Annotated in this window: 25 protein-coding genes and 1 tRNA gene; 13 read left to right on the forward strand and 13 right to left on the reverse strand. The window is 61.3% G+C overall.

What is annotated here, in order from left to right; all coding sequences use genetic code 11:
- Both AYR66_RS22290 and AYR66_RS22295 read right to left on the reverse strand, forming a co-directional pair.
- On the reverse strand, positions 1 to 1173 hold a 1173-nt coding region (locus tag AYR66_RS22290), incomplete at its 3' end, for a sigma-54-dependent transcriptional regulator (RefSeq protein ID WP_272938355.1).
- Positions 1160 to 2977, reverse strand: coding sequence for a sensor histidine kinase (locus AYR66_RS22295; protein WP_088709332.1), 1818 nt, complete (start codon positions 2975 to 2977; stop codon positions 1160 to 1162). The genes AYR66_RS22295 and AYR66_RS22290, both read right to left, overlap by 14 nt.
- Positions 2978 to 3286: 309 nt before the next feature.
- Here AYR66_RS22295 and ffh point away from each other — a divergent pair, with 309 nt between their 5' ends.
- Positions 3287 to 4657 carry a signal recognition particle protein gene (gene ffh / locus AYR66_RS22300; protein ID WP_088709333.1) on the forward strand — a complete coding sequence of 457 codons (1371 nt, stop codon included), beginning with the start codon at positions 3287 to 3289 and terminating at the stop codon, positions 4655 to 4657.
- 448 nt (positions 4658 to 5105) lie between these two features.
- Complete coding sequence (locus tag AYR66_RS22305) at positions 5106 to 5633, forward strand: SWIB/MDM2 domain-containing protein (protein ID WP_088709334.1); 528 nt, start codon at positions 5106 to 5108, stop codon at positions 5631 to 5633.
- 70 nt (positions 5634 to 5703) lie between these two features.
- Here the strand turns inward: AYR66_RS22305 and AYR66_RS22310 are convergent, their stop codons facing one another.
- The 3 genes from AYR66_RS22310 to AYR66_RS22320 all read right to left on the reverse strand — a co-directional run bounded on the left by AYR66_RS22310 (position 5704) and on the right by AYR66_RS22320 (position 8613).
- Complete coding sequence (locus AYR66_RS22310; RefSeq protein ID WP_170942241.1) at positions 5704 to 6159, reverse strand: tetratricopeptide repeat protein; 456 nt, start codon at positions 6157 to 6159, stop codon at positions 5704 to 5706.
- Between the two features lie 73 nt (positions 6160 to 6232).
- Positions 6233 to 6868: a lytic transglycosylase domain-containing protein gene (locus AYR66_RS22315; protein WP_088709336.1), complete on the reverse strand. Its 636-nt coding sequence runs from the start codon at positions 6866 to 6868 to the stop codon at positions 6233 to 6235.
- Positions 6869 to 6888: 20 nt separating this feature from the next.
- On the reverse strand, positions 6889 to 8613 hold the full coding sequence (locus AYR66_RS22320) for a proline--tRNA ligase (protein ID WP_088709337.1): 1725 nt from the start codon (positions 8611 to 8613) through the stop codon (positions 6889 to 6891).
- A gap of 199 nt (positions 8614 to 8812) precedes the next feature.
- Here AYR66_RS22320 and AYR66_RS22325 point away from each other — a divergent pair, with 199 nt between their 5' ends.
- Positions 8813 to 9397 (forward strand): RNA pyrophosphohydrolase, encoded by a 585-nt coding sequence (locus AYR66_RS22325; protein WP_088709338.1) that lies wholly within the window; start codon positions 8813 to 8815, stop codon positions 9395 to 9397.
- Positions 9397 to 9921, forward strand: a complete 525-nt coding sequence (locus AYR66_RS22330; RefSeq protein WP_088709339.1) for a CNP1-like family protein — start codon at positions 9397 to 9399, stop codon at positions 9919 to 9921. The genes AYR66_RS22325 and AYR66_RS22330 overlap by 1 nt, the downstream gene beginning before the upstream one ends.
- Before the next feature lies 1 nt (position 9922).
- Here AYR66_RS22330 and proB read toward each other — a convergent pair whose 3' ends face one another.
- The 4 genes from proB to rplU all read right to left on the reverse strand — a co-directional run bounded on the left by proB (position 9923) and on the right by rplU (position 12938).
- The gene (gene proB / locus AYR66_RS22335) at positions 9923 to 11041 is read right to left on the reverse strand and encodes a glutamate 5-kinase (RefSeq protein ID WP_088709340.1); all 1119 of its coding nucleotides are present in this window, start codon (positions 11039 to 11041) and stop codon (positions 9923 to 9925) included.
- Between the two features lie 52 nt (positions 11042 to 11093).
- Positions 11094 to 12203 carry an Obg family GTPase CgtA gene (gene cgtA, locus AYR66_RS22340; protein ID WP_088709341.1) on the reverse strand — a complete coding sequence of 370 codons (1110 nt, stop codon included), beginning with the start codon at positions 12201 to 12203 and terminating at the stop codon, positions 11094 to 11096.
- A gap of 126 nt (positions 12204 to 12329) precedes the next feature.
- Complete coding sequence (rpmA, locus tag AYR66_RS22345) at positions 12330 to 12587, reverse strand: 50S ribosomal protein L27 (RefSeq protein ID WP_088709342.1); 258 nt, start codon at positions 12585 to 12587, stop codon at positions 12330 to 12332.
- 39 nt (positions 12588 to 12626) lie between these two features.
- Positions 12627 to 12938: a 50S ribosomal protein L21 gene (gene rplU / locus AYR66_RS22350; RefSeq protein ID WP_088709343.1), complete on the reverse strand. Its 312-nt coding sequence runs from the start codon at positions 12936 to 12938 to the stop codon at positions 12627 to 12629.
- A 236-nt stretch (positions 12939 to 13174) separates the two neighbouring features.
- On the opposite strand from rplU, the gene ispB reads away from it, so the two are divergent.
- The 9 genes from ispB to yacG all read left to right on the forward strand — a co-directional run bounded on the left by ispB (position 13175) and on the right by yacG (position 21283).
- Positions 13175 to 14164: an octaprenyl diphosphate synthase gene (gene ispB / locus AYR66_RS22355; protein WP_088709344.1), complete on the forward strand. Its 990-nt coding sequence runs from the start codon at positions 13175 to 13177 to the stop codon at positions 14162 to 14164.
- A 29-nt stretch (positions 14165 to 14193) separates the two neighbouring features.
- A tRNA-Pro gene (locus AYR66_RS22360) sits at positions 14194 to 14270 on the forward strand.
- Between the two features lie 49 nt (positions 14271 to 14319).
- On the forward strand, positions 14320 to 15585 hold the full coding sequence (locus tag AYR66_RS22365; protein WP_088709345.1) for an HlyC/CorC family transporter: 1266 nt from the start codon (positions 14320 to 14322) through the stop codon (positions 15583 to 15585).
- Positions 15586 to 15792: 207 nt separating this feature from the next.
- Entirely contained in the window at positions 15793 to 17484 is a 1692-nt protein-coding gene (pilB, locus tag AYR66_RS22370) for a type IV-A pilus assembly ATPase PilB (protein ID WP_234815056.1), read from the forward strand.
- A 16-nt stretch (positions 17485 to 17500) separates the two neighbouring features.
- Complete coding sequence (locus tag AYR66_RS22375; RefSeq protein WP_088709347.1) at positions 17501 to 18724, forward strand: type II secretion system F family protein; 1224 nt, start codon at positions 17501 to 17503, stop codon at positions 18722 to 18724.
- Positions 18724 to 19590, forward strand: coding sequence for a prepilin peptidase (locus AYR66_RS22380; protein ID WP_088709348.1), 867 nt, complete (start codon positions 18724 to 18726; stop codon positions 19588 to 19590). The genes AYR66_RS22375 and AYR66_RS22380 overlap by 1 nt, the downstream gene beginning before the upstream one ends.
- 1 nt (position 19591) lies before the next feature.
- The gene (gene coaE / locus AYR66_RS22385) at positions 19592 to 20224 is read left to right on the forward strand and encodes a dephospho-CoA kinase (protein WP_088709349.1); all 633 of its coding nucleotides are present in this window, start codon (positions 19592 to 19594) and stop codon (positions 20222 to 20224) included.
- Positions 20225 to 20333: 109 nt separating this feature from the next.
- Complete coding sequence (gene zapD / locus AYR66_RS22390) at positions 20334 to 21089, forward strand: cell division protein ZapD (RefSeq protein WP_088709350.1); 756 nt, start codon at positions 20334 to 20336, stop codon at positions 21087 to 21089.
- An 8-nt stretch (positions 21090 to 21097) separates the two neighbouring features.
- Complete coding sequence (yacG, locus tag AYR66_RS22395; protein WP_088709351.1) at positions 21098 to 21283, forward strand: DNA gyrase inhibitor YacG; 186 nt, start codon at positions 21098 to 21100, stop codon at positions 21281 to 21283.
- A gap of 56 nt (positions 21284 to 21339) precedes the next feature.
- On the opposite strand, the gene AYR66_RS22400 is transcribed toward yacG, so the two are convergent.
- The 4 genes from AYR66_RS22400 to alr form a co-directional block, all read right to left on the reverse strand.
- Entirely contained in the window at positions 21340 to 22896 is a 1557-nt protein-coding gene (locus AYR66_RS22400; protein WP_088709352.1) for a sigma 54-interacting transcriptional regulator, read from the reverse strand.
- 71 nt (positions 22897 to 22967) lie between these two features.
- A complete protein-coding gene (locus tag AYR66_RS22405; protein ID WP_088709353.1) occupies positions 22968 to 23504 on the reverse strand; it encodes an Rrf2 family transcriptional regulator in 537 nt (178 codons plus the stop codon).
- Complete coding sequence (locus tag AYR66_RS22410; RefSeq protein WP_088709354.1) at positions 23501 to 24796, reverse strand: D-amino acid dehydrogenase; 1296 nt, start codon at positions 24794 to 24796, stop codon at positions 23501 to 23503. The genes AYR66_RS22405 and AYR66_RS22410 overlap by 4 nt, the downstream gene beginning before the upstream one ends.
- Positions 24797 to 24815: 19 nt before the next feature.
- Positions 24816 to 25945, reverse strand: a 1130-nt coding sequence (alr, locus tag AYR66_RS22415) for an alanine racemase (RefSeq protein WP_088709999.1), incomplete at its 5' end; no start/stop codon positions are given.

Raw genomic sequence — 25945 nt, forward strand, 5'->3', positions numbered from 1 at the left:
ATCTCCGCCCAGCTCCACCGGGACGGCTGCCGCTTCCACCACGCCGAGCACAAGACGGTCGGCGAAATTGCGCAATTCACGGACGTTGCCCGGCCAGTCCCGGGCCTGCCATTCGGCCATTTGCGCCATGCTCCATTGCGGCGCCGGCCGCTGGTAGCGCAGCGCGGCGCCCTGGACGAAGTGGGCCAGCAGCAGGGGAATGTCGTCGCGCCGCTCGGCCAGGCGGGGCAATTCGATGCCCACGACGCCGATGCGGTAATACAGGTCTTCGCGGAACTTGCCCTGCGCGCTCAACTGCAGCAGGTCGGCCTTGCTGGCGGCAATGATCCGGCAGTCGACCTGGATCGGGTCGTTGCCGCCCAGCCTTTCCAGGCGGCGCTCCTGCAGCACCCGCAGCAGCTTTACCTGCAACGCGAGCGGCATGCTTTCGATTTCATCAAGGAAAACCGTGCCGCCGTTCGCGTATTCCAGTTTGCCGATGCGGCGCTTCACGGCACTGGTGAAGGCACCGGCCTCGTGCCCGAAGATCTCGCTTTCAAACACGCTTTCCGGCAGCGCACCGCAATTAATGGCGACGAACGGTCCCTTGCGGCCGCTCGCACCATGCAGGTGGCGCGCCACGACTTCCTTGCCGGTGCCGGTCTGGCCATTGATGAGCACATCCGCCGGTGTCGGCCCGACGGAACGGATCAGGGTGCGGATGCGTTCGATCGCCGGTGACTGCCCGATCAGCGCGGGCATGTCGGGGTGTGAGGACCAAGCCGCTTTCAGCCGCCTGTTTTCCATCACCAGCCGGCGTTTTTCCTGCGCGCGGCGGACCGTTTCCAGTAGCCGCTCGGCGGCGAAGGGCTTCTCGATGAAGTCGTAAGCGCCGGCACGCATCGCTTCCACCGCCATGCTGACGTCCCCATGGCCGGTGACCACGATGACCGGCAGGTCGGGGTCGGCGGCAACCGCATCGGTGAGCAGTTCCAGGCCGGACTTGCCGGGCAGGCGCACATCGGTCACGACCACGCCGCCGAAGCCGGCATGCAGCCATGGCTGCGCGGGTTCTGCGCTTTCGCAGGCGCGCACCTCGAATCCGCCCAGCTCGAGCGTTTGCGCGGTCGCCATCCGGACCGCCTGTTCATCCTCGATCAGGAGGACTTCTCCCGCAGATTCATGCACTGGCAAGCTTGCCTCCCTCGACATTCGATATTTCCGCTGCGGCTGGCAGGCGCACGACAAACTCGGCGCCCCCGCCGGCATGGTTGCGTGCGGTCAGTTGTCCATTCATGGCCTGCACGATCGACGACGAGATCGCGAGGCCGAGTCCAAGTCCCTTGCCCGATGCTTTCGTAGTGAAGAAAGGCTCGAACAAGTGCGGCGCCACCTGGTCCGTAATCCCCGGGCCGCTGTCGACGATCCGCACCACCGCCTCGTTGCCTTCGCGTTCGAGAACCACGTCGACCTTGCGCACCGGCGCTCCCTCGACGGCATCGAGCGCATTGCGCAGCAGGTTGATGAGCACTTGTTCTGTCCGCACCGTGTCGCCGACGATCTGCACCGCCTCCCGGATATCGACACTGAACTCTACGCCCTGGCGCCGGTAGTCTCCTTCCAGCAGCAAGGCGGACGCCTGTACCGCTTGCGCCAGGTCGACCACCGCAACCGTCTCGTGGCTCTTGCGCGCGAAGCCCTTGAGCTGTCCGATGATGGCACCCATGCGCGCACTGGCGGCACTGATCTGCGCCAGGTTCTCGCCCGCCCGGTCGCCTTGCCCCCGCGCAAGGAAGGTCACGGCGTTGTCGGCGAAGGCGCGGATCGCCGCCAGCGGCTGGTTGAGTTCATGCGTCACGCCGGCAGCCATCTGGCCCAGCATCGCCAGCTTTCCGGCCTGCACGAGTTCGTTCTGGGTTGTGCGCAGAAGTTGTTCGGCTTCCTTCAGCTTGGCGTACTTGGATTCCAGGCGCTGGTTGGCATCGAGCAGCTCGCGGGTGCGCTGGGCGATGTTGCGATCGAGCTCCTCCGCCGCACGCTGCAAGGCCTGGCGCGAGGCGAGGCGCTCCTCCATCCGGCGGCGCCGCTGATGGAGAGCCCACCATGAGATCCCGGCGACGGTCACCAGAAGTGCCGCCGTCAGGGCCGCCAGCGCCGCCGAGCGCTGGACGCGTGCCTGCGAGGGGAACAGCATCAGCTGCCAATCTAGCCGGCCGACCGGCCGCGCGACGTACTCTCCGAAACCGGCCTGTTCCGCCTTCGGCAGCGAGCTGATCGGCTCGATATTCAGTCCGGCGTATTGCAGCGTGCCGCCGAGGTATTCCCGCGCCTTGTCCGCCAGCGGGCGCATGCTGTGGTAGCGCCAGGTGGTGCGGCTGCTGAGGAAAACGACGCCGCTGCTGTCGGCAAGCGCAATCGGATCTTCGCTGCGGCGCCAGGTTTCCTCGAATTCGGACAGGCTGATTTTGACGGCAATCACACCGACCGGTTCCGTCGCACCGGGCACATGGACCGGCTGGGCGATGAAATAACCGGGCTCGCTGGTCGTGCTGCCGATGCCATAGAAGCGCCCGGCCCGCCCTTCCATCGCGTCGCGGAAGTAAGGCCGGTACGCAAAGTTCTTGCCGACGAAGCTGAGCGGCATATCCCAATTGCTCGATGCCAGGGTATTGCCGTGCCGATCCATGATGTAGATCGCGCTGACCTTGGCATGCCGCTGGATGGTCTGCAGGGTCTCGTTGAGGCGCTGGATGAGCGCGCCGTCGTCCGGCCGCTCGATGGCATTGGGTACGTCGGGATGGTTGGCGAGGGTGAAGGGCAGGGTCTCGAACTTCTCCAGGACCGATTCCAGGTCGAGCGCGATGATCTGCAGCTGCCGGTCGCCGGCGGCATGGATGTCAGCTCGCGCACGGTGGGCTGCGACCAGCCAGGCAGCGATGACGACCGCGAGCACGCTTATCGCTGCGAGAACGAGGAGTGCGGGTCGTTTGCTGAACATTCTGTCTTCCGTGCCGTCAATATCGACTGTCATATTACCCCTTGCGAAATGCTCTCGATACCCGATGCCCCTCTGAATGGTGCGCTCCATGCAGCCTCCATGCCATCCACCGCATCTCTACCGGCGCCGCTGATTCCCGCATTCTCCTAATGCAGCTCTGGCGAAAAACCGCACATGGCACTCGTTGCCCTTGCGGATTTCCGCTCCGGAACCCTTGCCCGGGGAGCGCGGTCTGCATCGGGTAAAATGGAGCCTTTCCCGCAGGTCTCCCCCACCCGCTCCCTCCCATTTCTTGATACATCGTCATCCATGCTCGACAACCTGACCCAAAGACTGGCGAAAGTCGTCAAAACGATGCGCGGCGAAGCGCGCCTGACCGAGTCCAACACCGCAGAGATGCTGCGCGAAGTACGCCTTGCCCTGCTCGAGGCCGACGTCGCCCTGCCCGCCGTGCGCGAATTCATCGCCAAGGTGAAGGAAAAGGCGCTGGGCGAGGACGTCATCGGCTCCCTCACGCCGGGCCAGGCCCTGGTCGGCGTGGTCCAGCGCGAACTCGCCTCGCTCATGGGCGCCGACCTCGGCCCCGAAGCTTCGCAGCTCAACTTCGCCACCCAGCCCCCGGCCATCATCCTCATGGCCGGCCTGCAGGGCGCCGGCAAGACCACCACCGTCGGCAAGCTGGCCAAGTACCTCAAGGAAGAGAAAAAGAAGAAGGTCCTGACCGTCTCCGCCGACGTCTACCGCCCTGCGGCGATCGGCCAGTTGCAGACCGTCACCAGCCAGGTCGGCGCCGACTTCTTCCCCTCATCGCACAATGACAAACCGGTCGACATCGCGCTGGCCGCACTCGACTACGCGAAGAAGCACTACCACGACGTACTGATCGTCGACACCGCCGGCCGCCTCGGCATCGACGAAGCGATGATGCAGGAGATTGCCGCCCTGCATGCCGCACTCAAGCCGATCGAAACCCTGTTTGTGGTCGACGCGATGCTCGGCCAGGATGCGATCAACACCGCCAAGGCCTTCAACGACGCCCTGCCCCTCACGGGCGTGGTGCTCACCAAGCTCGACGGCGACTCCCGCGGCGGCGCCGCCCTCTCGGTACGCCACGTTACCGGCAAGCCGGTCAAATTCGCCGGTGTCGCCGAGAAGCTCGACGGCCTGGAAGCCTTCGATCCGCAGCGTATGGCCAACCGTATCCTGGGCATGGGCGACATCCTGGCGCTGGTCGAGGAAGCCCGCAAAGGCGTCGATATCGAGGCAGCCAAGGACCTGGCGGACAAGATCAAGGGCGGCGGCAAGTTCGACCTGAACGACTTCAAGGCCCAGATCTCCCAGATGAAGAAGATGGGCGGCCTCTCCGGCCTGCTCGACAAGCTGCCTGCTCAGCTGCAGCAGGCAGCAGGCAATGCCGACATGAACCAGGCCGAAAAGCAGGTGCGCCGCATGGAAGGCATCATCAACTCCATGACGCCCCAGGAGCGGGCCAAGCCGGAACTCATCAAGGCGTCTCGCAAGCGCCGTATCGCTGCCGGCGCCGGCGTCCAGGTGCAGGAAGTCAATCGTATGCTGTCCCAGTTCGAGCAGATGCAGTCGATGATGAAGAAGCTCAAGGGCGGCGGCATGATGAAGATGATGCGCAGCATGAAGGGCATGCTGCCCGGCGGCATGCGCTGATCCTCCTATGAAAAGCGCCCTCGTCACGAGGGCGCTCCTCCCTCGCATCACCCGGCCTCATCGGCCATTTCCCCTCTCAGACAGCACCATGCAAGGCGTAAGAGCAGCGCTGTGATCGCTGTCTCAACCAGTGCCGCGCACCTCTTCCCGCAAAACCCTGGTCGTCCGGAGAACCAATGCCAGCAAGGCTCTCCGCACCGTCGCCTCATTCTGCAGAGAGGCGTGCTTCACGCTTCACGAAGCGCCCTCTAGCAATCTGCAGAGGGAAGCGCGCATCTCCGCAGAGGACAAAACACCGATTTCTCCTATGAAGATCACGTGGCACAGAGTAGACAAATTCATGTGAAAACGTATAAAAAACACTTGCATCCCTATGAAAAGCGCACCACTATTAGCGGTGCGTGATTTGACGCAATTTCCCAACACATTCTGTGAAGGAGGCTCGAAGATGGCAACAGCCAAGAAACCCGCGGCAAAGGCAGCCGCCAAGAAGGCAGCTCCGGCCAAGAAGGCAGCAGCTAAGCCCGCAGCAAAGAAGGCGGCTCCGGCCAAGAAGGCAGCAGCTAAACCCGCGGCAAAGAAGGCAGCTCCGGCCAAGAAGGCAGCAGCTAAGCCCGTAGCAAAGAAGGCAGCAGCAAAGCCGGCAGCAAAGAAAGCCGCTCCTGCAAAGAAGGTCGCCGCCAAGAAGCCGGCAGCCAAGAAGGTAGCAAAGCCGAAGACCCCGCGTAAGCCGAACGCAGCGTTCATGAAGCCGATGACGCCGTCCGCCACCCTGGGTGCAGTGATCGGTGCAAATCCGCTGCCGCGCACTGAAGTGACCAAGAAGGTCTGGGACTACATCAAGAAGAACAAGCTGCAGGACCAGGCTAACAAGCGCATGATCAATGCGGATGACAAGCTCAAAGCTGTGTTTGGCGGAAAGAAGCAAGTGTCGATGTTCGAAATGACCAAACTCATTTCCAATCACCTGCAATAATGAGTCTTTCCGAAGGCCAAACAAAAACGCCCGCATCGCGCGGGCGTTTTTGTTTTCGGCCTTGTCCTCGTCAGGACTTGTTCTTCGCCTTGTAGTCGGCGATCCCCTTCCCGAGCTTCTCAAACTCAACGCAGCTCTTCCCGCAAATCTTCTCCAGGCGCGCAAGATGCTCTTCCGCTTTGGCCAGCTGGTTTGTCTTCAGGTAAGCCCAGCCGATGTACTCATTCGCACCGCGATGGAATGGCTCCAGGCGCAGAGCCTCGTGATAGTGACGGAACGCCTCGTCCAGGCGCTCCATCTGCCGATAGGAATAGCCAAGGTAGTTGTGGATGTCCGCGTTGCGCGGATCGCTCTTTGCGGCGCGAGTGAAAGCCTCTACGGCGGCCTGCCAGTTCCCGGCCTCAACGGCCTTTTTGCCGCTGACGAAATCCGCATTCTGCACGTTGACCTGCGGTGTCCATTCGGTATCAGCAGCGAGGCAAGCGAAAGGGAGGGCAATGAGGCAAGCGGCCAGCGTCTTTTTCATTTCGGCGTCTCCTTGAATTGGGATGAACCGGAATATACGCAGGCCGGAGCAGGATAAACCGAAACGTTGAAAATTATTGAGGATTGGCCCGCGCGACCGGTGAAACGCCCTGGAACTCCCACTGCTTCCACGCAGCCAGAACCGCATTGGGGTACTCAGGACGGCCGCGGCTGCCGTTGTAACGTCCCAGGGCCAGGAAGAGGTTGCCGGCCTCCTGGTCGAGATAAAGACGCAGGATGGCGCAGCCGTAGCGCAGGTTGGTCTGCATGTGGAACAGCTTGCGGCGGTCGCCGTCACCGATAACGCGCGTCCAGAACGGCATGACCTGCATGAAGCCATGGGCGCCGACGGGGGAAACCGCGTACTTGCGGAAAGCGGATTCAACCTGGATCAGGCCCAGCACGAGCGCCGGATCCAGTCCGGCCCGGGTGGCTTCATACCAGGTTGTCTCGAGGAATTCCTTGCGCACCTGCCAGTCCGGCAAGCGCTTTTTCAGGCGTGCAGACATCTCGCCCAGCCAGTGCAGGTATTTGATGCGTTCGTCGATGCTGGTGAACTGCGGCCTGGGCGGACGTGCATCGGCAATCGCATTCGCCAGCGCCATGCGGACGCTGTCGGCCAGCGCTTCTTCCTTCTGGTTGCCGGCGAATGCCGTGGCCGAAAGCACCAGCAGGGCGGCAAGCGCACAACCTTTCACGAGCCGCACCATTTGCGCCCTGCCCTTCCGCCTCAGGCGGCGATGCGCGCCTTGACGAAGGCGGTCATCTCCGCCACCGGCACGGCCGTTGCAGCCGTGTCGCGACGCCCCTGGTACTCCAGCTTGCCATCCTTCAGGCCGCGGTCGCCGATGACCACACGATGCGGCACGCCGATTAGTTCCCAGTCGGCAAACATCGCACCCGGACGTTCGCCGCGGTCATCCAGGACCACATCGACGCCGGCGGCCAGCAGTGCGTCATACAGCTTGTCGGTCTCTGCCTTCACCGCTTCGCTGCGGTCGTAGCCCATGGGGCACAGCACCACTTCAAACGGCGCGATCGATGCCGGCCAGATGATGCCCTTCTCATCGAAATTCTGTTCGATGGCGGCGCCGAGGATGCGTGTCACGCCGATGCCGTAGCAACCCATCTGCATCAGCTGCGGCTTGCCGGTTTCGTCCAGGTAGGTCGCCTTCATGTCTTCGGAATAGCGCGTGCCGAGCTGGAACACGTGGCCGACCTCGATGCCGCGCTGGATCGACAGCGCGCCCTTGCCGTCCGGCGACGGATCGCCCGCGACCACGTTGCGGAGGTCGGCGACGACCGGGTCCGGCAAGTCGCGGCCCCAGTTGGCACCGGTGTAGTGAAAGTCTTCCTCGTTCGCGCCGCAGACGAAATCGTTCATGTTGGCGACGGTGCGGTCGGCAACCACCTTGATCGGCTTCTTCGTACCGATGGGGCCGAGGTAGCCCGGCTTGGTGCCGAAGAACTCCATGATTTCGCTCTCGGTGGCAAAACGGAAGGTCGACAGTCCCGGTACCTTGTTGACCTTGACCTCGTTCAGCTCGTGGTCGCCGCGCAGCAGGAGCAGCCAGATTTCCGTTTCAGCGCCTTCCTTGTCGACGGCGAGGACGATGGATTTGACGGTCTGGGCGAGCGGCAGGCCGAGCAGCTCAGCCACATGTTCGCACTTGGCCTTGCCCGGCGTGGGTGTCTTCACCAGCGGCTGCGTCGCCGCGCCTCGGGTCGGAGTCAGCGCGACGGCTTCCGCCGCTTCCATGTTCGCCGCGTAATCGGATTCCGGGCTGTACACCAGCGCGTCCTCGCCGGTATCGGCAATCACGTGGAACTCGTGCGAGCCGGAGCCGCCGATCGCGCCGTTATCCGCTGCCACCGCGCGGAACTGCAGGCCGAAGCGGTTGAAGATCGCGACATAGGCGTCGTACATGATCTTGTACGACTTCTGCATGCCTTCCACGTCGCGGTCGAAGGAATAGGCATCCTTCATCGTGAACTCGCGTCCGCGCATCAGGCCGAAGCGCGGGCGGCGCTCATCACGGAACTTGGTCTGGATGTGGTAGAAGTTGATCGGCAGCTGGCGGTAAGACTTGATCTCGGTACGCACCACATCCGTGATCACTTCTTCGGAGGTCGGCTGGATCGCATAGTCGCGCCCGTGGCGGTCCTTCACGCGCATCAGCTCCGGGCCCATCTTGTCCCAGCGGCCGGTTTCCTGCCACAGTTCCGCCGGCTGCACGACCGGCATCAGCAGCTCGACGGCGCCGGCACGGTTCATTTCTTCGCGGATGATGTTTTCCACTTTGCGGATGACACGCAGACCCATCGGCATGTACGTGTAAATGCCGGAGCCGAGGCGTTTGATCATCCCCGCGCGCATCATCAGTTTGTGGCTGACGATTTCAGCGTCCGACGGGGCTTCCTTGAGGGTAGAAATAAAAAAACGTGATGCGCGCATGGCGGTGAATTCTTTTTAAAAAGAGAGAGTTATAATCGACTCAATTTTAAAGGATTAGCTGGCTGATGCATCCTTTCCCGACATATTTGATTCACGCCGGTTCCCTCTGCGGGGTGCCGGATGATGGCTGCGTGGGATCACGCGTGCAAAATTTGTAACGATGAGGGTCATCTAGCCGCAGAAAGTTTTGAGGTGCAACATGCTGGATCGTGAAGGCTTTCGCCCGAACGTCGGCATTATCCTGCTCAACGCCAATAACGAGGTATGGTGGGGAAAGCGGGTGCGTGAACATTCGTGGCAGTTCCCGCAGGGCGGCATCAAGTTCGGCGAGACCCCCGAACAGGCGATGTTCCGCGAACTTGAAGAAGAAGTCGGCCTCAAGGCAGAACACGTCAAGATCATCGGCCGCACACGCGACTGGCTCCGTTACGAAGTCCCCGACCGGTTCATCAAGCGCGAGGTACGTGGACATTACCGCGGCCAGAAACAGATCTGGTTCCTGCTCCGCATGGTGGGCCGCGACTGCGATATCAACCTGCGGGGCACCGACCATCCCGAGTTCGATGCATGGCGCTGGCATGACTACTGGGTACCGCTCGACGTGGTCATCGAATTCAAACGCGACGTGTACCAGAAGGCGCTGCAGGAGCTCTCGCGTTTCCTGTCGCGTCCGGCGGGCGGCAATGGACAACGCAACGGCGCACGCTACCTGAGGCAAAACCACGGCACGCGCAGTGCGGGCAATGCCCAGCCGGTAGCGGCCAAACCGAAGACCGAATCCTGATGAAACACGCAATCCTTGCGATGGCCGCGCTGGCGGCCTTCACGACGGCGCATGCGCAGTCGCGCTTTGAAGAAGACTTCGACGACAAGGAAAAGCCCTGGCAGGAAGTCGCGGTGCAGCTCCCTGCACCGCCCCAGGACGCTGACCTTGCTCCCTTCTATGTCAGCGCAACGGCTACCCAGTCGTTTGCAGTGGACACAAAGTCGTTGACGCTCGGCGAAGACGGCGTGATCCGCTACACCCTTGTCGCGGTCAGCAATGCCGGCGCAAAGAACGTGAGCTATGAAGGCATTCGCTGCGCGACATTCGAACGGAAGCTGTATGCATTCGGACGTCCCGACGGCAGCTGGTCGCGCTCGCGGAGGGATCAGTGGGAAAGGATTTCAATCAACGCCGCAAACCGGCAGCATGGAGCGCTGGCGAAGGATTTCTTCTGCACAGAGTTGAGTGTTGCCGGCAAGGCGCAGGACATAGTCCGCCGGCTTCGCCAGGGCCAACCGCTGGGCCCCGACAGCAACCGGTAAATCAGAGCAGGACCAGGTTGTCCCGGTGAACAAGTTCGGGTTCTTCCACGAACCCGAGAATGGACAGGATTTCCGTTGACGGCCTGCGCACGATACGGCGCGCATCCGAACTCGAATAATTGCTGATGCCGCGCGCAACCGGGCGGCCAGACTCATCGGTGCAGGTGATGACGTCACCCCGCCCGAACTCCCCAGATACTTCGGTCACGCCGATGGGCAGCAGGGACTTCCCTTCGGCGGTCAGCTTCTGCACTGCGCCGGCGTCGAGCACGACCTTGCCCGCCGTCTGCAGGTGATCCGCCATCCACTGCTTGCGCGCAGTCAGCTGCGCTGTCTGGGCGACCAACTGAGTGCCAATCGATTCGCCTGCAGCGAGGCGCGTCAGGACTTGTTCTTCACGCCCCCAGGCAATCACGGTATGCGCACCAGAGGTGGCGGCACGTCGCGCTGCCAGGATCTTGGTGAGCATGCCGCCGCGTCCGATCCCGGTACCGGCACCGCCAGCCATCGCTTCCAGCGCGGGGTCGCCCGCTTTCGCCTCACGAACCAGCGTCGCTGCAGGATCCTTGCGTGGGTCGGCGGTATAGAGGCCTTTCTGGTCGGTCAGGATGATCAGGGCGTCGCCCTCGATCAGGTTGGCAACCAGCGCACCCAGGGTGTCGTTGTCGCCGAACTTGATTTCGTCGGTAACAACCGTGTCGTTTTCATTGATGATCGGCACAACACCGAGCCTGAGCAGCGTGAACAGCGTCGAGCGTGCATTCAGGTAGCGCTCGCGGTCGGCGAGGTCGGCGTGGGTCAGCAAGACTTGCGCGGTGCGCAGGTTGTGATGCCGGAAGCTGGTTTCATAGATCTGCGCGAGTCCCATCTGGCCGACAGCTGCGCAGGCCTGCAATTCATGCACGCCCGTCGGGCGCTTGTCGAAACCGAGACGCTGCATGCCTTCGGCAATCGCACCGGAGCTGACGAGGACAACCTGCTTGCCCAGCGCACGCAGCTGCGCGATCTGCTCGGCCCACTTGGCGATGGCGGCATTGTCGAGCCCCTTGCCGTCGTTGGTCACGAGCGAGGAGCCGACCTTGATGATGAGGCGCTTGGCCTTTTGAATGACGGAGTTCATTGTTTTTTATTCACTGAAACCGCCATCATGCCAGAGGATGGCGTTGGCTGCCTTACTCGATGACCTTGAACCGGGGATCGTCAGGGTCGATCGACACGATGCCGCGCGCCTCTTCCGCCATCTTTGTTTCCTCGGCGCGGAATTCCTGCGTACGTTGCGCGGCGAGATACTCGTAGATGGCAATGATCAGCTCCTCGCATCCCTCGCGCGTGAGCGCGGAGATTTCGAACACCGGGCCTTTCCAGCCGAAGCGCTTGACGAAGTCCTTGACGCGCTTGGCGCGCTCTTCTTCCGGCACCACGTCCAGCTTGTTCAGGACCAGCCAGCGCGGCTTGTCGAAGAGGGACTCATCATACTTCTTGAGCTCCTTGACGATCGCCTTCGCCTCCTTCACCGGATCGACCTTGTCGTCGAACGGCGCGATATCGACGATATGCAGCAGCACGCGCGTGCGCTGCAGGTGTCGCAGGAACTGATGGCCGAGGCCGGCACCTTCCGCTGCGCCCTCGATCAGGCCTGGAATGTCGGCGATGACGAAGCTCTTCTCATGGCTGACGCGCACGACGCCGAGATTCGGATGCAAGGTGGTGAACGGGTAGTCGGCAATCTTCGGACGTGCGTTGGAGACAGCCGTGATAAAAGTCGACTTGCCGGCATTGGGCATGCCGAGCAGGCCGACGTCGGCCAGCACCTTCAATTCGAGACGCAACTCGCGCCGCTCGCCTGGCTTGCCGTCCGTCTTCTGGCGCGGCGCGCGATTCGTGGATGACTTGAAATGAATGTTGCCCCAGCCGCCCTCGCCGCCTTTGGCCAGCAGGACGCGCTGTCCGTGCTCGGTCATGTCGGCGAGGATTTCACCGGTGTTGATATCGCTGACCAGCGTGCCGACAGGCATGCGCAGTTCAATGTCGTCGGCGCCCTTGCCATAGCAGTCGGAGCCACGGCCGTTTTCGCCACTGCGTGCCTTGTGCAGCTTGGAATAACGATAGTCAACCAGGGTATTGATATTGCGGTCGGCAACGGCCCAGATGCTGCCGCCCTTGCCGCCGTCGCCGCCATCCGGACCGCCAAAAGGCCGGAATTTTTCGCGGCAAAACGACGCGACGCCGTTACCGCCGTCACCAGCAATCACTTCAATTTTTGCTTCGTCGATGAACTTCATGATTTGCCGCCAAAAATGGCGTTGAAAAGGTCTATATGGGAATGATGCTAGAAACTAAAAAGGCCCTACCATCGGCAGAGCCTTTCAGGATAAGGCTTTCGCCTTTGTCGCGACGTCAGTCCAGCATCAGGCCGGAACGACGGTCACCATGTGACGCTGCAGCGGGCCCTTGGTGACAAACTGCACCTTGCCGTCGATCAGCGCGAACAGGGTGTGGTCCTTGCCCATGCCGACGTTCTCGCCAGCGTGAACGCGGGTGCCGCGTTGACGAACGATGATGCCGCCAGCATTAATAGCTTGACCGCCATAAACCTTGACGCCCAGTCGTTTCGACTCGGAATCGCGACCGTTGCGCGTAGTGCCGCCGCCTTTTTTGTGTGCCATTTCTCAGACTCCTTGGTATCCGTATGTTCGATCAGGAAATCAGCCGTTGATCGAAACGATTTGCAGTTCGGTGTAGTTTTGGCGATGGCCCTGGCGCTTCTGATAGTGCTTGCGGCGACGCATCTTGAAAATTTTCACCTTATCGTGGCGACCGTGCGCCACTACCTTGGCCTGGACCTTGGCACCTTCGACCAGCGGAGCACCGAACTTGATGCTGTCGCCAGCGCCCACTGCGAGCACTTGATCGAGAGTGATTTCGGAACCAATGTCAGCCGGTATCTGTTCTACTTTGAGTTTTTCGCCAGCAGCAACCTTGTATTGTTTGCCGCCGGTTTTTATGACCGCGTACATGTGAAACCTCATCGAATGGTTGTAAAGAACTTTTTCCCCGCCGCCTTGAACCACCAGACCGAATCGGGAAAACCTCCAATTATACATAGACTTAGCCCCCCGGTCAAAACCCTGTTTCCTTCGACCTGAAGCATTGGCAAAACGGATTTCATGAATGGCAACTTCCCATATCCATGACAGAACCGGGGAATTGTCAGCGTATAATTCACAAAATTCACGCTTTTTGCAGGTTCATTTTGTCTGCCGCCCTTCAACCCACGTCCCAGACCAGCATCATCCAGCCCATCAGCGCCGACATGGACGCCGTCAATACGGTGATTCGTCGCCAGTTGTATTCGGAAGTCCCGCTGGTCAACCAGATTGCCGAGTACATCATCAGTGCCGGGGGCAAGCGCATCCGGCCGGTCCTCGTCCTGCTGGCGGCGAACGCCTATGGTTACAAAGGCACGCATCACCACGAGCTGGCGGCCGTTGTGGAATTCATCCATACCGCCACCCTGTTGCATGATGACGTTGTGGATGAATCCTCGCTGCGCCGCGGACGCAAGACAGCGAACGCGCTGTTTGGGAATGCCGCGTCTGTGCTGGTAGGAGACTTTGTCTACTCGCGCGCCTTCCAGATGATGGTCGCAGTCAAGAACATGCGTGTGATGCAGATCCTCGCCGATGCAACCAATGTGATCGCGGAAGGCGAAGTGCTTCAGCTGCTGAATATGCACGACCCGGATGTGACCGAGGAACGTTACCTGCAAGTGATCCGCTCCAAGACGGCAAAGCTGTTCGAAGCCGCCGCGCAGCTCGGCGCACTGATTGCCGGTGCGTCGGAAGAAGGCATTGAAGCCGCAGCAGAATACGGCCGCTCGATCGGCACCGCATTCCAGCTCGTCGACGATGTGCTTGACTATTCGGGCAATGCCGCCGACATCGGCAAGAACGTGGGCGACGACCTGCGAGAAGGCAAACCGACACTTCCGCTCATTTACCTGATGCAGAACGGCACGCCCGAACAACGCGACCTGGTACGCGCGTGCATCGAGAACGGTGACGAGCAGCATTTCGACGAAATCCTCGGCGCGATTACCGGATCGGGCGCACTGGAATACACGATGCGTGCCGCCGAAAAAGCAGCCGAACGCGCGGCGAATGCAATTTCTTCGATGCCGGGTAGCGCTTTCAAGGATTCTTTGCTACAATTATGCGCTTTCGCAGTTCATCGGAATCATTAGCAGTAAAAACCCGCCGATGACACCGCAATCGGGGTGTAGCTTAGCCTGGTAGAGCGCTACGTTCGGGACGTAGAGGCCGGAGGTTCGAATCCTCTCACCCCGACCAGTTTTGCATATGCAAACTTCCAACTCGCAGTTTTCCACACGGTGACCCTTTGGATGCCGTTCCCATATGGGCCCAAATCCTAGGGCTCGTCGTTCTACTACTCATCTCAGGTTTTTTTTCAATCTCGGAAACGGCGATGATGGCCTTGAGCCGTTACCGCATCCGGCACATGGCATCCGCGGGAAACCGCCGCGCGACGCTGGTCCTTTCCCTGCTTGAACAAACCGAACGCCTGCTCGGCGTCATCCTCCTCGGTAATAACCTCGTCAATACGGCGACATCGGCACTGGCGGCGACCTTTGCCATCCACTACTTCGGCGAGAACGAGTATGCGCTGGCCATTGCGTCGACAGCCGTGGCCTTCGCCATCATCATCTTCGCCGAGCTGACACCAAAGGTAATCGGCGCCAGCTACCCTGAGCGCATCGCCCTCCTGATCGCGCCGGTACTGCGCCTGCTGACAATCGTGATGAACCCGCTGGTCTGGCTGACCAACCTCGTCGTCCGGCGCCTGCTGCGCCTGCTGCGCGTGCCGGAAAAGCCGGCCGAGAACGCCATTTCCGCGGAAGAGCTGCGCACCATCGTGCTCGAAGGCGGCAACTTCATCCCGCAAAAACACAAGAGCATCCTGCTCAACCTGTTCGGACTGGAGCAGATCTCGGTGGAAGACGTCATGACGCCGCGCGCCCAGATCGAAGCGCTCAACCTGGCCGTTCCGGTCGAGGAGATCGTGCGCGAGCTGACTACCTGCTACCACAACAAGCTGCCGGTCTACGAAGGCGAGATCAACCGCATCGTCGGCATCCTGCACGTGCGCAAGGCGATGGCACTTTTCAATCGGGGAGATGAGCTGACGGTTGAAGATTTCCGCGCGCTCCTGACGCCACCCTATTTCATCCCCGAAGACACCGGCGTCTTCACCCAGCTGCAGTATTTCCAGGAAAACCACGAGCGCCTGGGCATTATCGTCGACGAATACGGCGAAGTGCAGGGCCTGGTGACGCTGGAAGACATCATCGAAGAGATGATCGGCGAGTTCACCACGTCGATGCCTGGGGCAGCGCGCGCAGATTCCTTCTGCTGGAACGGTAACGGCGAATGCATGCTGGAAGGCGCGACCTCACTGCGCGAGATCAACAAGCACCTTGGACTGGATCTCCCGCTGGACGGCCCGAAGACATTGAATGGCTTGCTGCTGGAAGCGCTGCGCGACATCCCGGAAGCGAACGTCGCACTAAAAATGAAAGGCTGCGTCGTTGAGACCATCCAGCTGCAGAACCAGGCAATCAAGGTCGTCAAGCTGATACGAATCTGATACGAGACTTACACTCTTGTTACAGGTTCTTGACTTGACCGTTCCTGCCGCGTCACACGTGCACGCGAATAGCGATATCTCTTTGTCACAATATCTTTACAAATCAGATGCCTATAGGCATCATCTAACGCAACTTGGACGATTGTGACCCAAAATCCGGCTTTATAAATGGCGGCGGTTCTCCCCAATCAGGCGACTGGTTCGATGATGTCTGGCCTTGCACGTGCCTTAGTGCAGGCCGGTCGCCTGTCCGCGCAACAAGCCGAAGCTCTGCACAAACAGTCGACAGCTGAAAAGACGCCCTTCATCGACGTCCTCCTGTCCAGCGCCAGCATCGATGCAAAGACGCTCGCAGCCTTCTGCTCGGAGACCTTCGGCTATCCGATCATCGACCTGCCCTCGTTCAATCTCAGCTATCTGCCCGAAAACGTCATCGACGCGAAGCTGATGCAGAAGGAGCGTGTCATCGCGCTCGCCAAACGGGGCAACAAGGTCTCGGTTGCGATCTCCGATCCGACCAATACACATACGCTGGACCAGATCAAGTTTCAGACGGAACTGACCGTCGAGCCGATGATCGTCGAGCATCCTGCGCTCGTACATCTGATCGAGAAGGTCAACCAGAGCGCCGAGCAGCACCTCGACGAATTGATTGGAGACGACTCGGATATCGATTTCGGTGACGAGGAATCGGCCGGCGCTTCGCAGCAGGATGCGGTCAGTACCGACATCGATGACGCACCGGTGGTCCGTTTCCTGCAGAAGATCCTGCTCGATGCGATCAACATGGGCGCATCGGACCTCCACTTCGAACCGTTTGAAAAGTTTTACCGCATCCGCTTCCGCGTCGACGGCGTACTCCGCGAGATTGCCCAGCCGCCGCTGGCGATCAAGGAAAAGCTGGCATCGCGCATCAAGGTGATTTCCAAGCTCGACATCTCCGAAAAGCGCGTGCCGCAAGACGGCCGGATGAAGCTTGTCGTCTCCAAGAACAAGGCGATCGATTTCCGCGTCAGCACACTGCCCACGCTGTTCGGCGAAAAGATCGTGATGCGTATTCTCGACCCGTCGCAGGCGCAGATGGGCATCGACGCGCTGGGTTATGACCCGGACCAGAAGGAAATCCTGCTCAAGGCGATCGAACGCCCCTACGGCATGGTGCTGGTCACCGGCCCGACAGGTTCGGGCAAGACGGTGTCGCTCTATACCTGCCTGAACATCCTGAACAAGCCGGGCATCAACATCTCGACCGCAGAAGATCCCGCTGAAATCAATCTCCCGGGCGTCAACCAGGTCAATGTGAACGACCGCGCGGGCCTGACGTTCGCGGCGGCGCTGAAAGCCTTCCTGCGCCAGGATCCGGACATCATCATGGTGGGTGAAATTCGCGACCTGGAAACCGCCGACATCGCGATCAAGGCGGCGCAAACCGGCCACATGGTGTTTTCGACCTTGCACACAAACGATGCGCCATCGACCCTGACACGCATGATGAACATGGGCGTCGCGCCCTTCAACATTGCGTCTTCGGTCATCCTGATCACCGCGCAGCGCCTTGCACGGCGCCTTTGCACCTGCAAACAGACCACCGTCATTCCCGATGAAACGCTGATCGAGGCCGGCTTCAAGGAAGAGGAACTGGACGGCAGCTGGATGCCGTACAAGCCGGTCGGCTGCGACCGCTGCAATGGCAGCGGCTACAAGGGACGCGTCGGCATCTACCAGATCATGCCGATTACCGAAGAAATCGAACGCATCATCCTTGCCCATGGAACCGCCCTGGAGATCGAGCAACAAGCCAAGCGCGAAGGCGTGAAGACACTGCGCGAGGCCGGTCTGGTGAAGGTCAAGTCGGGACTGACGAGCCTCGAGGAAGTGCTCGGCTGTACCAATGCATAACTGTTAGGGGTAGACCATGGCAACTGGTGCCACCAAGACCGCGGGTGCAAAAGAACTCGTCTACATCTGGGAAGGCAAGGACAAGGCGGGAAAGATTCTCAAGGGTGAGCTTCGCGCTGGCAGCGAAACCATTGTCAACGTCACCCTGCGCAGGCAAGGCATCCTTGTCACAAAGGTAAAGAAAAAGTCGTTCAGCAGCAGCAAGAAGATCACCGACAAGGACATCGCTCTCTTTACCCGCCAACTGGCAACGATGATGAAGGCAGGTGTCCCGCTGCTGCAATCTTTTGATATCGTCGGCAAGGGACACTCCAATCCGTCGGTGTCCAAGCTGCTCCAGGACATCAAGACCGATATCGAAACCGGGAGCAGCCTGAACCAGGCCTTCCGCAAATATCCGCTCTATTTCGATAGCCTGTTCTGCAATCTGGTCGCGGCCGGCGAACAGGCGGGTATTCTCGAAAGCCTGCTCGACCGCCTTGCAACCTACAAGGAAAAGACGCAGGCAATCAAGGGCAAGATCAAGTCGGCACTGTTCTACCCGATCTCGATCCTGGTTGTGGCGTTCGTCGTGACATCCGTGATCATGATCTGGGTGGTTCCAGCCTTCAAGGAGGTCTTCAAAAGCTTTGGCGCCGACCTCCCCGCGCCGACGCTTTTCGTGATGGCGATTTCCGATTTCTTTGTCCAGTACTGGTACATGATCTTTGGCGGCCTGTTCGCCAGCCTCTACCTGTTTTTCCAGTCATGGAAGCGCTCGGCAAAAGTGCAGCGCGTGATGGACAAGCTGCTCCTGCAGGCGCCGATCTTCGGCCCGGTCATCCGCAAGGCGACGATCGCGCGCTGGACGCGCACGCTGGCAACAATGTTTGCGGCCGGCGTTCCGCTGGTCGAATCCCTCGATTCCGTCGGCGGTGCGTCGGGCAACATTCTGTACACGGAGGCCACCAAGAAAATCCAGACCGAAGTCAGCACGGGTACCAGCCTGACGAACTCGATGGTTGGCTCCGGCGTGTTTCCCAACATGGTGACGCAGATGGTCGCCATCGGTGAAGAGTCCGGCGCGCTGGACCAGATGCTCGGGAAAGTCGCTGACTTTTACGAAGCCGAGGTGGACGAAGCAGTCGAATCTCTCTCCAGCCTGATGGAACCGCTCATCATGGCTATCCTCGGCGTCCTGATCGGCGGCCTCGTCGTCGCCATGTACCTTCCTATCTTCAAGCTTGGAGCTGTTGTCTGATGCTCGACCAGATTGTTTCCGCTCCGCCCGCGAGCCTGGTGCCGGCCGCTACCGCCGGCGTATTCGGCCTCATGATCGGCAGTTTCCTGAATGTCGTGATCCACCGCGTGCCGAAGATGATGCAGCGCGAATCCGACAACTATGTCGCGCATGAAAGCGGCAAGGAACTGCCGCATACTGACCGCTACAACCTGATGGTGCCGCGGTCGGCCTGCCCACACTGCGGTCACCAGATTTCCGCCATGGAGAACATCCCGGTCGTCAGTTATGCACTGCTGGGCGGGAAATGCCGCAAGTGCAAGGCACCGATTTCGATTCGTTATCCCATCGTCGAACTGCTGACAGGAGTTCTGTCAGCCTCGCTGGTATGGCACTTCGGCAGCGGACTTGCAGGCCTTGCGACCCTGCTGTTCGCCTATCTGCTGATCGCAATGACGTTCATTGACGCGGACACCCAGCTACTGCCCGACGACCTCACACTACCGATGCTGTGGTGCGGCCTGCTGGTCAACCTGAACGGTACCTTCGTGCCACTGCATGAGGCCGTGATTGGTGCCGCGGCCGGCTATCTGAGTCTGTGGGTGGTCTACTGGCTGTTCAAGCTGGCGACGGGCAAGGAAGGGATGGGCTATGGGGATTTCAAGCTGCTTGCGGCGCTCGGCGCCTGGCTCGGCTGGAAAATGCTGCCGATCATCATCCTGCTGTCCTCGGTCGTCGGTGCGGTGGTCGGAATTGCGCTGATCCTGTTGTCAAGGCTTGGACGGAACAACCCCATTCCCTTCGGTCCCTACCTCGCTGTCGCCGGTATGATTGCGCTCTTCCACGGAAAGCAGCTGGCGCAGACTTACCTCGGATTCGCGGTCTAGCATGACGGGTTCCGCAAGCGGCGGCCGCAGGTTTTCGGTCGGACTGACCGGAGGCATCGGCAGCGGCAAATCGACCGTTGCGGACATGCTGGCTGCGCGCGGCGCGAGCGTAGTCGATACCGACCAGATCGCGCATGCGCTGACTGCACCGAGCGGCCTTGCCATTCCTGACATCCGTGCCCAGTTTGGCGACGCCTTCCTGACGCCGGAAGGCGCGATGGACCGGGCGAAAATGCGTGCCTACGTATTTACCGAACCGGCAGCAAAAGCGCGGCTTGAATCCATCCTTCACCCCCTGATCCGCATCGAGACCGAACGGGCTGCCGAGCAGGCCAGCGGCACCTATGTGGTATTCGCCGTCCCCCTGCTCGTCGAATCCGGTTCATGGAAACAGCGCGTAACGCGCGTGCTGGTGGTCGACTGCGCCGAGGAGACGCAGGTGCGCCGTGTGATGGGCCGCAGCGGATTGGCCGAGACGCAGATCCGCGCGATCATGGCAGCACAGGCGTCGCGCAAGGACCGTCTCGCGGCAGCAGACGATGTGATCGACAACGACGGCGATGTGATGGCGCTGGTGCCGCAAGTGGACCGGCTGCATGCGCTGTATACTTCCTTATCGGCTGCATCGAATTGATAGCGATCGGCCGATTTGCTTGACCTGCAATATTTGTATTTTTTTATGGGTTCGTTCAGAATCACGTAATTATTTCCAGCCCAACCTTTATTGCTAAAGGGACGCCACTTTGATCATATTCGAATACCCTTTCAACGAGCGTATTCGCACTCTGCTGCGGCTGGAAGACCTTTACGAGAAGTTCATCTTTTTTCTGCACCAGGAACATCCGCAACAACACCACGTCGCACTGGCCACGATTTTTGAAATGCTTGAAGTCGCCGGCCGTGCGGACCTGAAGTCGGACCTCCTGCAAGAGCTCGAACGCCAGAAGCAGACGCTGCTCGGATTCAAGTCGAATCCGAACGTGGCTTCCGAACGCCTGGACGAAGTGCTGTCCGACGTCGACCGCAGCCTTGTTGCACTCATGGGTTCGCAGGGAAAGACCGGCCAGAACATCCGCGACAACGAGTGGCTGATGAGCATTCGCGGCCGGACCATCATTCCCGGCGGCGCCTGCGAATTCGACCTCCCCTCGTACTACGCTTGGCAGCACCGCTCGCCGCAGCAGCGCTTCAACGACATTTCCGGCTGGTTCGCGCCGCTGGTGCCGCTGTTCGACGCCATCAGCGTCGTGCTGCGCCTGCTGCGCGAGTCAGGCCGCTCGACCAAGACCATTGCACAGGCTGGCAGCTACCAGCAGATGCTGCAGGGCAAGGTGTACCAGATGCTTCGCCTGGGCATCGACGAGTCCCTGGGTGCGATTCCGGAAATTTCCGCCAACAAGTACATGCTGTGGGTGCGTTTCACCTCGCAGGACGGCGACATGAAGCCGAAGTCGTTCGAGAACGATGTACCATTCGAACTGGCTTTGTGTAATTTCTGAGGTGTGTAATGGCGACCATGGTTGATTGCCCGACATGCGGCAAAAAGGTCGAGTGGACGGAAGCGAACAAATTCCGTCCTTTCTGTTCCGAACGATGCAAGCAGATCGACCTGGGTGCATGGGCTGAGGAGAAGTACAGCATTCCCGCAGTCAATCCGCCGAAGGACTTCGACGGCGGCGACTTGCCTCACTGAATAGCATCGGCTCCGTGGGTTTCGCTTCGCTCTACCCACGCTACTTCTCTCCCCGACTACCGGCCTGAACCCGGTATCCCGTATTTCCGCAATTTGTTCGCAATCATCGAATGCGAAGTCTTCAGCCGGGCGGCAAGCTTGCGGCTGGATGGATATTGCGGATAGAGGCGCTCCAGGAAGGCACGCTCGAAGGATTCCACCGAACTGTCCCAATCCTGTCCGTCGTGGCCGATGCCGGCCTCGGCGGCGGTCATGATGCTGCCTTCGGCAAGGTCGAAGTCGGATGCATCCAGCACCTTCTTGTCGCTCATGGTGATTGCGCGGAACACCACGTTCTGCAATTGGCGCACATTGCCGGGCCAGTGATTGGCGACCAGCGCCGCGCAGGCATCGGCGCCGAGGCGGCAGATCGGCTTCTGCGCCTGTGCGCAGGCGCGCTCGATGAAGTGGCGGGCGAGCAGCAGGATGTCGTCGGGCCGCTCGCGCAGCGCGGGCACTTCCAGGTGCAGTACGTTGAGACGGTAGAACAGGTCTTCGCGGAACGCGCCTTCGGCGACCATCTTGGCGAGGTTGCGGTGCGTCGCGCTGATGATGCGCACGTTGACCTTGATTTCGCGGTCGCTGCCGATGCGGCGGAACTTGCCGTCATTCAAGAAGCGCAACAGCTTGGCCTGCAGGTAAAGCGACATTTCACCGATTTCATCCAGGAAAACCGTGCCGCCGTCCGCCATTTCGATCAGGCCGGGTTTGCCGCCGCGCTGGGCGCCTGTAAACGCGCCGGACATGTAGCCGAACAGTTCGCTCTCGGCCAGGCTTTCCGGGAGCGCGGCGCAGTTGAGCGCAAGAAAAGGCGCGCTGCTGCGCGGACTGGCAGCGTGGCAGGCCTGGGCGACGAGTTCCTTGCCGGTGCCGGTTTCACCGACGATCAGGAGCGGCGCGTCGACAATGGCGACGCGGGCCGCGCGGGCTTTAAGCGCCCGAATCGGTTCCGATTCGCCAATAATCGTATCGAAGCCGCCGCCGCCGTGCTGTAGCGCATGGATGCGGCCGCCGAGGCGGCGCGGTGCGTGCAGCGTGATCACGCCGCCGATGGTCTGGCCAAGGGCCGAGTTGATCGGCTCGGATACCGGAGTTACCTCGAGGAGGAAAGGCTGGCCGTGCAGGCGCACCTCGCGTGACGGCGCCTGGAAACTGTTTTCCAGCAGTTCCGTCTGCAGGCCGGAGTCGCCGAACAGTTCATCGAGCGCCTTGCCGTGCAGTCCGCTTTCGCTGGTGTCAGCGACTGCCGCGGCGGCGGCATTGGCAGCGACGATCCTGCCGTCCGCATCCACCGCCATCACCGGGTCGGCCAGCGCGGCCATCAGGGTGTCGAGGTGCAGGCGGCGGCGGGCACCCGGCAGCACGTCCACAACCTTGACGTCGAGGACGCCCGCGATGCGCATGAAGTCGGTCCGCAACGCGGGCAGCAGGTTTTCCGTGAGTTCGGGAATGTCGATGAAGACGTCGAAGGAATCGACTTCCACCGCGACGACGTTCATGTTGCGGCCTGCCAGCACGGCGAGGATTTCGTGTGCAATGCCTACACGGTCGGCAAACTGGACGTCGATACGCATGGTGGACGGGTGTTCTCAGGGGCAGCGGCTGGAACGGCCACTTTACCTGCACCCCATGCGGGCGACAATAGTCAGACCGGTTCCGCGATATAGGAGCGGGACGGATAGTGGAAGGGAGGCAGGCTGCCGGACGTGCGCAGGGCTTTGAGCCGGCCGAGGTCGAAGGCCTGCAGGTGCTGCAGCACGACCTGGTTGATCGACATGGTGGCCTGCATCAGCAGCAGGTCGACGCTCTGCTGTGCGGAGCTGCGGTTTTCCTCGGCGCCCTGCACGGCTTTCTTCCGGCGCGATTCCTCGGTGGCGCCGGCCACGCAGCGGAAGACATCCGCCAGCGTGATCGCGCCCAGGGGCGATGCGCAATACCACGCATCCCGCGTTTTCTCGTCTCGATTGAGCAAGCCGGCCTGGTGCAGGCTGGCGAGCAGCGCGCGCACCGGGCGCGCGCCTTGCCCGAGGGATTCCGCCAGCGCCGCAGTCGTCAATGCCGCTGGCGTGGCGATGACGATGCGGGCGAGGATTTCGATCGCCATGGAAAACCGCGCATGCAGCTGCTGGTCGCCGAAGATGAATTCGGGGATGCCAGGTGTCTCCATGGCGACCGAATTCATGCACGCACCTGCTGCGGCACGGCAATCGGGCGGTTGATCTTGCCGTAGCGGTCCATGAACAATCCTTCCGTATCGATTTCCGGCTTCTTGCCCGTGACGAGGTCGGACAGCACGCGGCCTGCGCCGCAGGCCATGGTCCAGCCAAGCGTGCCGTGGCCGGTGTTGAGGAACAGGTTGCGGTAAGGCGTCGGCCCCATCACTGGCGTACCGTCCGGCGTCATTGGGCGCAGGCCGCACCAGAACTCCGCCTTCGCCACATCGCCGCCCTTCGGGAACAGGTCGCATACCGAGTGCTCCAGGGTTTCGCGGCGCGCCTTGCGCAGCTCCAGGTCGTAGCCAGCGATTTCCGCCGTGCCGCCGACGCGGATGCGGTCGCCGAGGCGCGTGATCGCGACCTTGTAGGTTTCGTCCATGATCGTCGATTCCGGCGAGAAGGCGGGATCGTGGATCGGCACGGTGATCGAGTAACCCTTGATCGGGTAGACCGGGATGCGAATGCCGATGTCACGCAACAGCAGCGGCGAGTAGCTGCCGAGGGCGAGCACATAGCTGTCGGCAGTGAGGTCGCCTTCGCTGGTGCGGATGCCGGTGATCTTGCGTTCGTCGGAAAGCAGGCGCTTGATGTCGACGCCGTACTTGAAGGTCACGCCGGCTTTCTCCGCCATCGCCGCGAGCTGCTGGGTGAACTTGAAGCAGTCGCCGGTTTCGTCGTTGGGCAGGCGAAGCGCGCCAACGAATTTTTCGCGCACATGGGCGAGCGCCGGTTCGACGCGCACGCAGCCCGCCGGATCCAGCACTTCGTACGGAACGTTGTAACGATCGAGCACGGCGATATCGCTGGCCGACGCATCGAGCTGCTTCTGCGTACGGAACAGCTGCAGCGTGCCCTGGGTGCGGTGGTCGTAGCTGATGCCGGTGGCGTCGCGCAGCTCCATCAGGCAGTCGCGGCTGTATTCGGCCAGGCGGACCATGCGGCCCTTGTTGGTTTCGTAGCGCGCGGACGTGCAGTTCATGAGCATCTGGATCACCCAGCGCCACATGTCAGGATCGACGCCGGGACGGATCACCAGCGGGCTGTGGCGCATCAGCAGCCACTTCATTGCCTTGACCGGGATGCCGGGCGCGGCCCACGGGGCGGAATAGCCGGGAGAGACTTCGCCGGCATTGGCATAGCTGGTTTCCAGGCCGGCGGCCGGCTGGCGGTCGATCACCGTTACCTCATGGCCTTGCTGTGCCAGGTAGTAAGCCGATGCGGTACCGATCACACCGCTTCCCAATACGATCACTTTCACGATAGTCCCTCTCAGGTGGTCAAATGCTGAATTCAGTGGATTCCTGCCGCGCCTGCACGACCGGCGCACCGTCGACGTAGTCGCGGTGGTAGCGCGCGCCGAGGCTGGTCAGGATTTCGTAGCCGATGGTGCCGGCCAGGGCGGCGACCTCGTCCACCGGCTGGGCGGCGGAAATGAGGTCGACGAGTGCGCCCGGAAGCACGCTTTCGGGCGCGAGGTCGGTCACGTCGAGCGCCAGCGTGTCCATCGACACTTTGCCGACGATGGGAACACGCGCACTTCCGACACGTGCAAAACCGCGTGCACTCAAGCTGCGTAGCCAGCCGTCGGCGTAACCGGTGCCGATCGTCGCGATCCGGCGACGGCTCGGCGCGCGGTAGCTGGCGCCATAGCCGACGACATCGCCACGCTCGATCACGCGGGTCTGGATCACCTTGGCCTGCAGGGTAACGACCGGACGCATCGGATTGGGCGCGCCATCGACCGGGGCGATTCCGTAGAGCGCCGCACCGGGACGAAGGATGTCGAAATGAAAGGCCGGCCCGAGGAAAATGCCGGAGGAATTGGCAAAGCTCGCCGGGCATTGCGGCAGCTTGCGGCGCAGCGCCTGGAAGGTTTCCAGCTGCGCCGCATTCATCGGGTTGTCCTGCTGTTCGGCGCAAGCGAGATGGCTCATCAGGAAGCGCAGGTCGATGCCGCGCAGGAAGCCCGGATCTGCGAGCCAGGCGTCGACTTCAGATGGCGACAGGCCGAGGCGCGACATGCCGCTGTCGACCTGCACCACGGCCGGAAGGCGGCGCGCGAGGACGCGGGCGGCATCGCGCCAGCCGGCGACTTGCTCGGCGCTGTTCAGTACGGGAATCAGGCCGTGCGCGACGAACTCGGCTTCGGTGCCGGGAAGCGGTCCGTGCAGGACGAAAATCTCGGCGGATGCCGGGAGATGGGGACGCAGGGCGATGCCTTCATCGAGGTGCGCGACGAAGAAGTGGCGGCAGCCCTCTTCGGCCAGCGCGGCGGCTACCGGGATTGCGCCGAGGCCATAGGCGTCTGCCTTGACGGCCGCGCCGCAGCGCGCGCCGGGCGCCTTCGATTGCAGGAAGCGATAGTTGGCGCGGATTGCGCCCAAGTCGATGGTAAGTACTGCGCCCG

This window comes from Noviherbaspirillum denitrificans, from assembly GCF_002211445.1.
In the GTDB taxonomy this organism is placed as follows: domain Bacteria; phylum Pseudomonadota; class Gammaproteobacteria; order Burkholderiales; family Burkholderiaceae_D; genus Noviherbaspirillum; species Noviherbaspirillum denitrificans.

What these genes read in the sequence shown, in the direction of transcription:
- yacG (WP_088709351.1), top strand. Translation starts at nt 21,098, where the DNA reads ATGGCGACCATGGTTGATTGCCCGACATGCGGCAAAAAGGTCGAGTGG.
- AYR66_RS22400 (WP_088709352.1), bottom strand. Translation starts at nt 22,896, where the DNA reads ATGCGTATCGACGTCCAGTTTGCCGACCGTGTAGGCATTGCACACGAA.
- AYR66_RS22310 (WP_170942241.1), bottom strand. Translation starts at nt 6,159, where the DNA reads ATGAAAAAGACGCTGGCCGCTTGCCTCATTGCCCTCCCTTTCGCTTGC.
- AYR66_RS22375 (WP_088709347.1), top strand. Translation starts at nt 17,501, where the DNA reads ATGGCAACTGGTGCCACCAAGACCGCGGGTGCAAAAGAACTCGTCTAC.
- AYR66_RS22405 (WP_088709353.1), bottom strand. Translation starts at nt 23,504, where the DNA reads ATGAATTCGGTCGCCATGGAGACACCTGGCATCCCCGAATTCATCTTC.
- rplU (WP_088709343.1), bottom strand. Translation starts at nt 12,938, where the DNA reads ATGTACGCGGTCATAAAAACCGGCGGCAAACAATACAAGGTTGCTGCT.
- AYR66_RS22305 (WP_088709334.1), top strand. Translation starts at nt 5,106, where the DNA reads ATGGCAACAGCCAAGAAACCCGCGGCAAAGGCAGCCGCCAAGAAGGCA.
- cgtA (WP_088709341.1), bottom strand. Translation starts at nt 12,203, where the DNA reads ATGAAGTTCATCGACGAAGCAAAAATTGAAGTGATTGCTGGTGACGGC.
- rpmA (WP_088709342.1), bottom strand. Translation starts at nt 12,587, where the DNA reads ATGGCACACAAAAAAGGCGGCGGCACTACGCGCAACGGTCGCGATTCC.
- AYR66_RS22325 (WP_088709338.1), top strand. Translation starts at nt 8,813, where the DNA reads ATGCTGGATCGTGAAGGCTTTCGCCCGAACGTCGGCATTATCCTGCTC.
- proB (WP_088709340.1), bottom strand. Translation starts at nt 11,041, where the DNA reads ATGAACTCCGTCATTCAAAAGGCCAAGCGCCTCATCATCAAGGTCGGC.
- AYR66_RS22330 (WP_088709339.1), top strand. Translation starts at nt 9,397, where the DNA reads ATGAAACACGCAATCCTTGCGATGGCCGCGCTGGCGGCCTTCACGACG.
- coaE (WP_088709349.1), top strand. Translation starts at nt 19,592, where the DNA reads ATGACGGGTTCCGCAAGCGGCGGCCGCAGGTTTTCGGTCGGACTGACC.
- AYR66_RS22320 (WP_088709337.1), bottom strand. Translation starts at nt 8,613, where the DNA reads ATGCGCGCATCACGTTTTTTTATTTCTACCCTCAAGGAAGCCCCGTCG.
- ffh (WP_088709333.1), top strand. Translation starts at nt 3,287, where the DNA reads ATGCTCGACAACCTGACCCAAAGACTGGCGAAAGTCGTCAAAACGATG.
- AYR66_RS22295 (WP_088709332.1), bottom strand. Translation starts at nt 2,977, where the DNA reads ATGTTCAGCAAACGACCCGCACTCCTCGTTCTCGCAGCGATAAGCGTG.
- AYR66_RS22315 (WP_088709336.1), bottom strand. Translation starts at nt 6,868, where the DNA reads ATGGTGCGGCTCGTGAAAGGTTGTGCGCTTGCCGCCCTGCTGGTGCTT.
- pilB (WP_234815056.1), top strand. Translation starts at nt 15,793, where the DNA reads ATGTCTGGCCTTGCACGTGCCTTAGTGCAGGCCGGTCGCCTGTCCGCG.
- AYR66_RS22380 (WP_088709348.1), top strand. Translation starts at nt 18,724, where the DNA reads ATGCTCGACCAGATTGTTTCCGCTCCGCCCGCGAGCCTGGTGCCGGCC.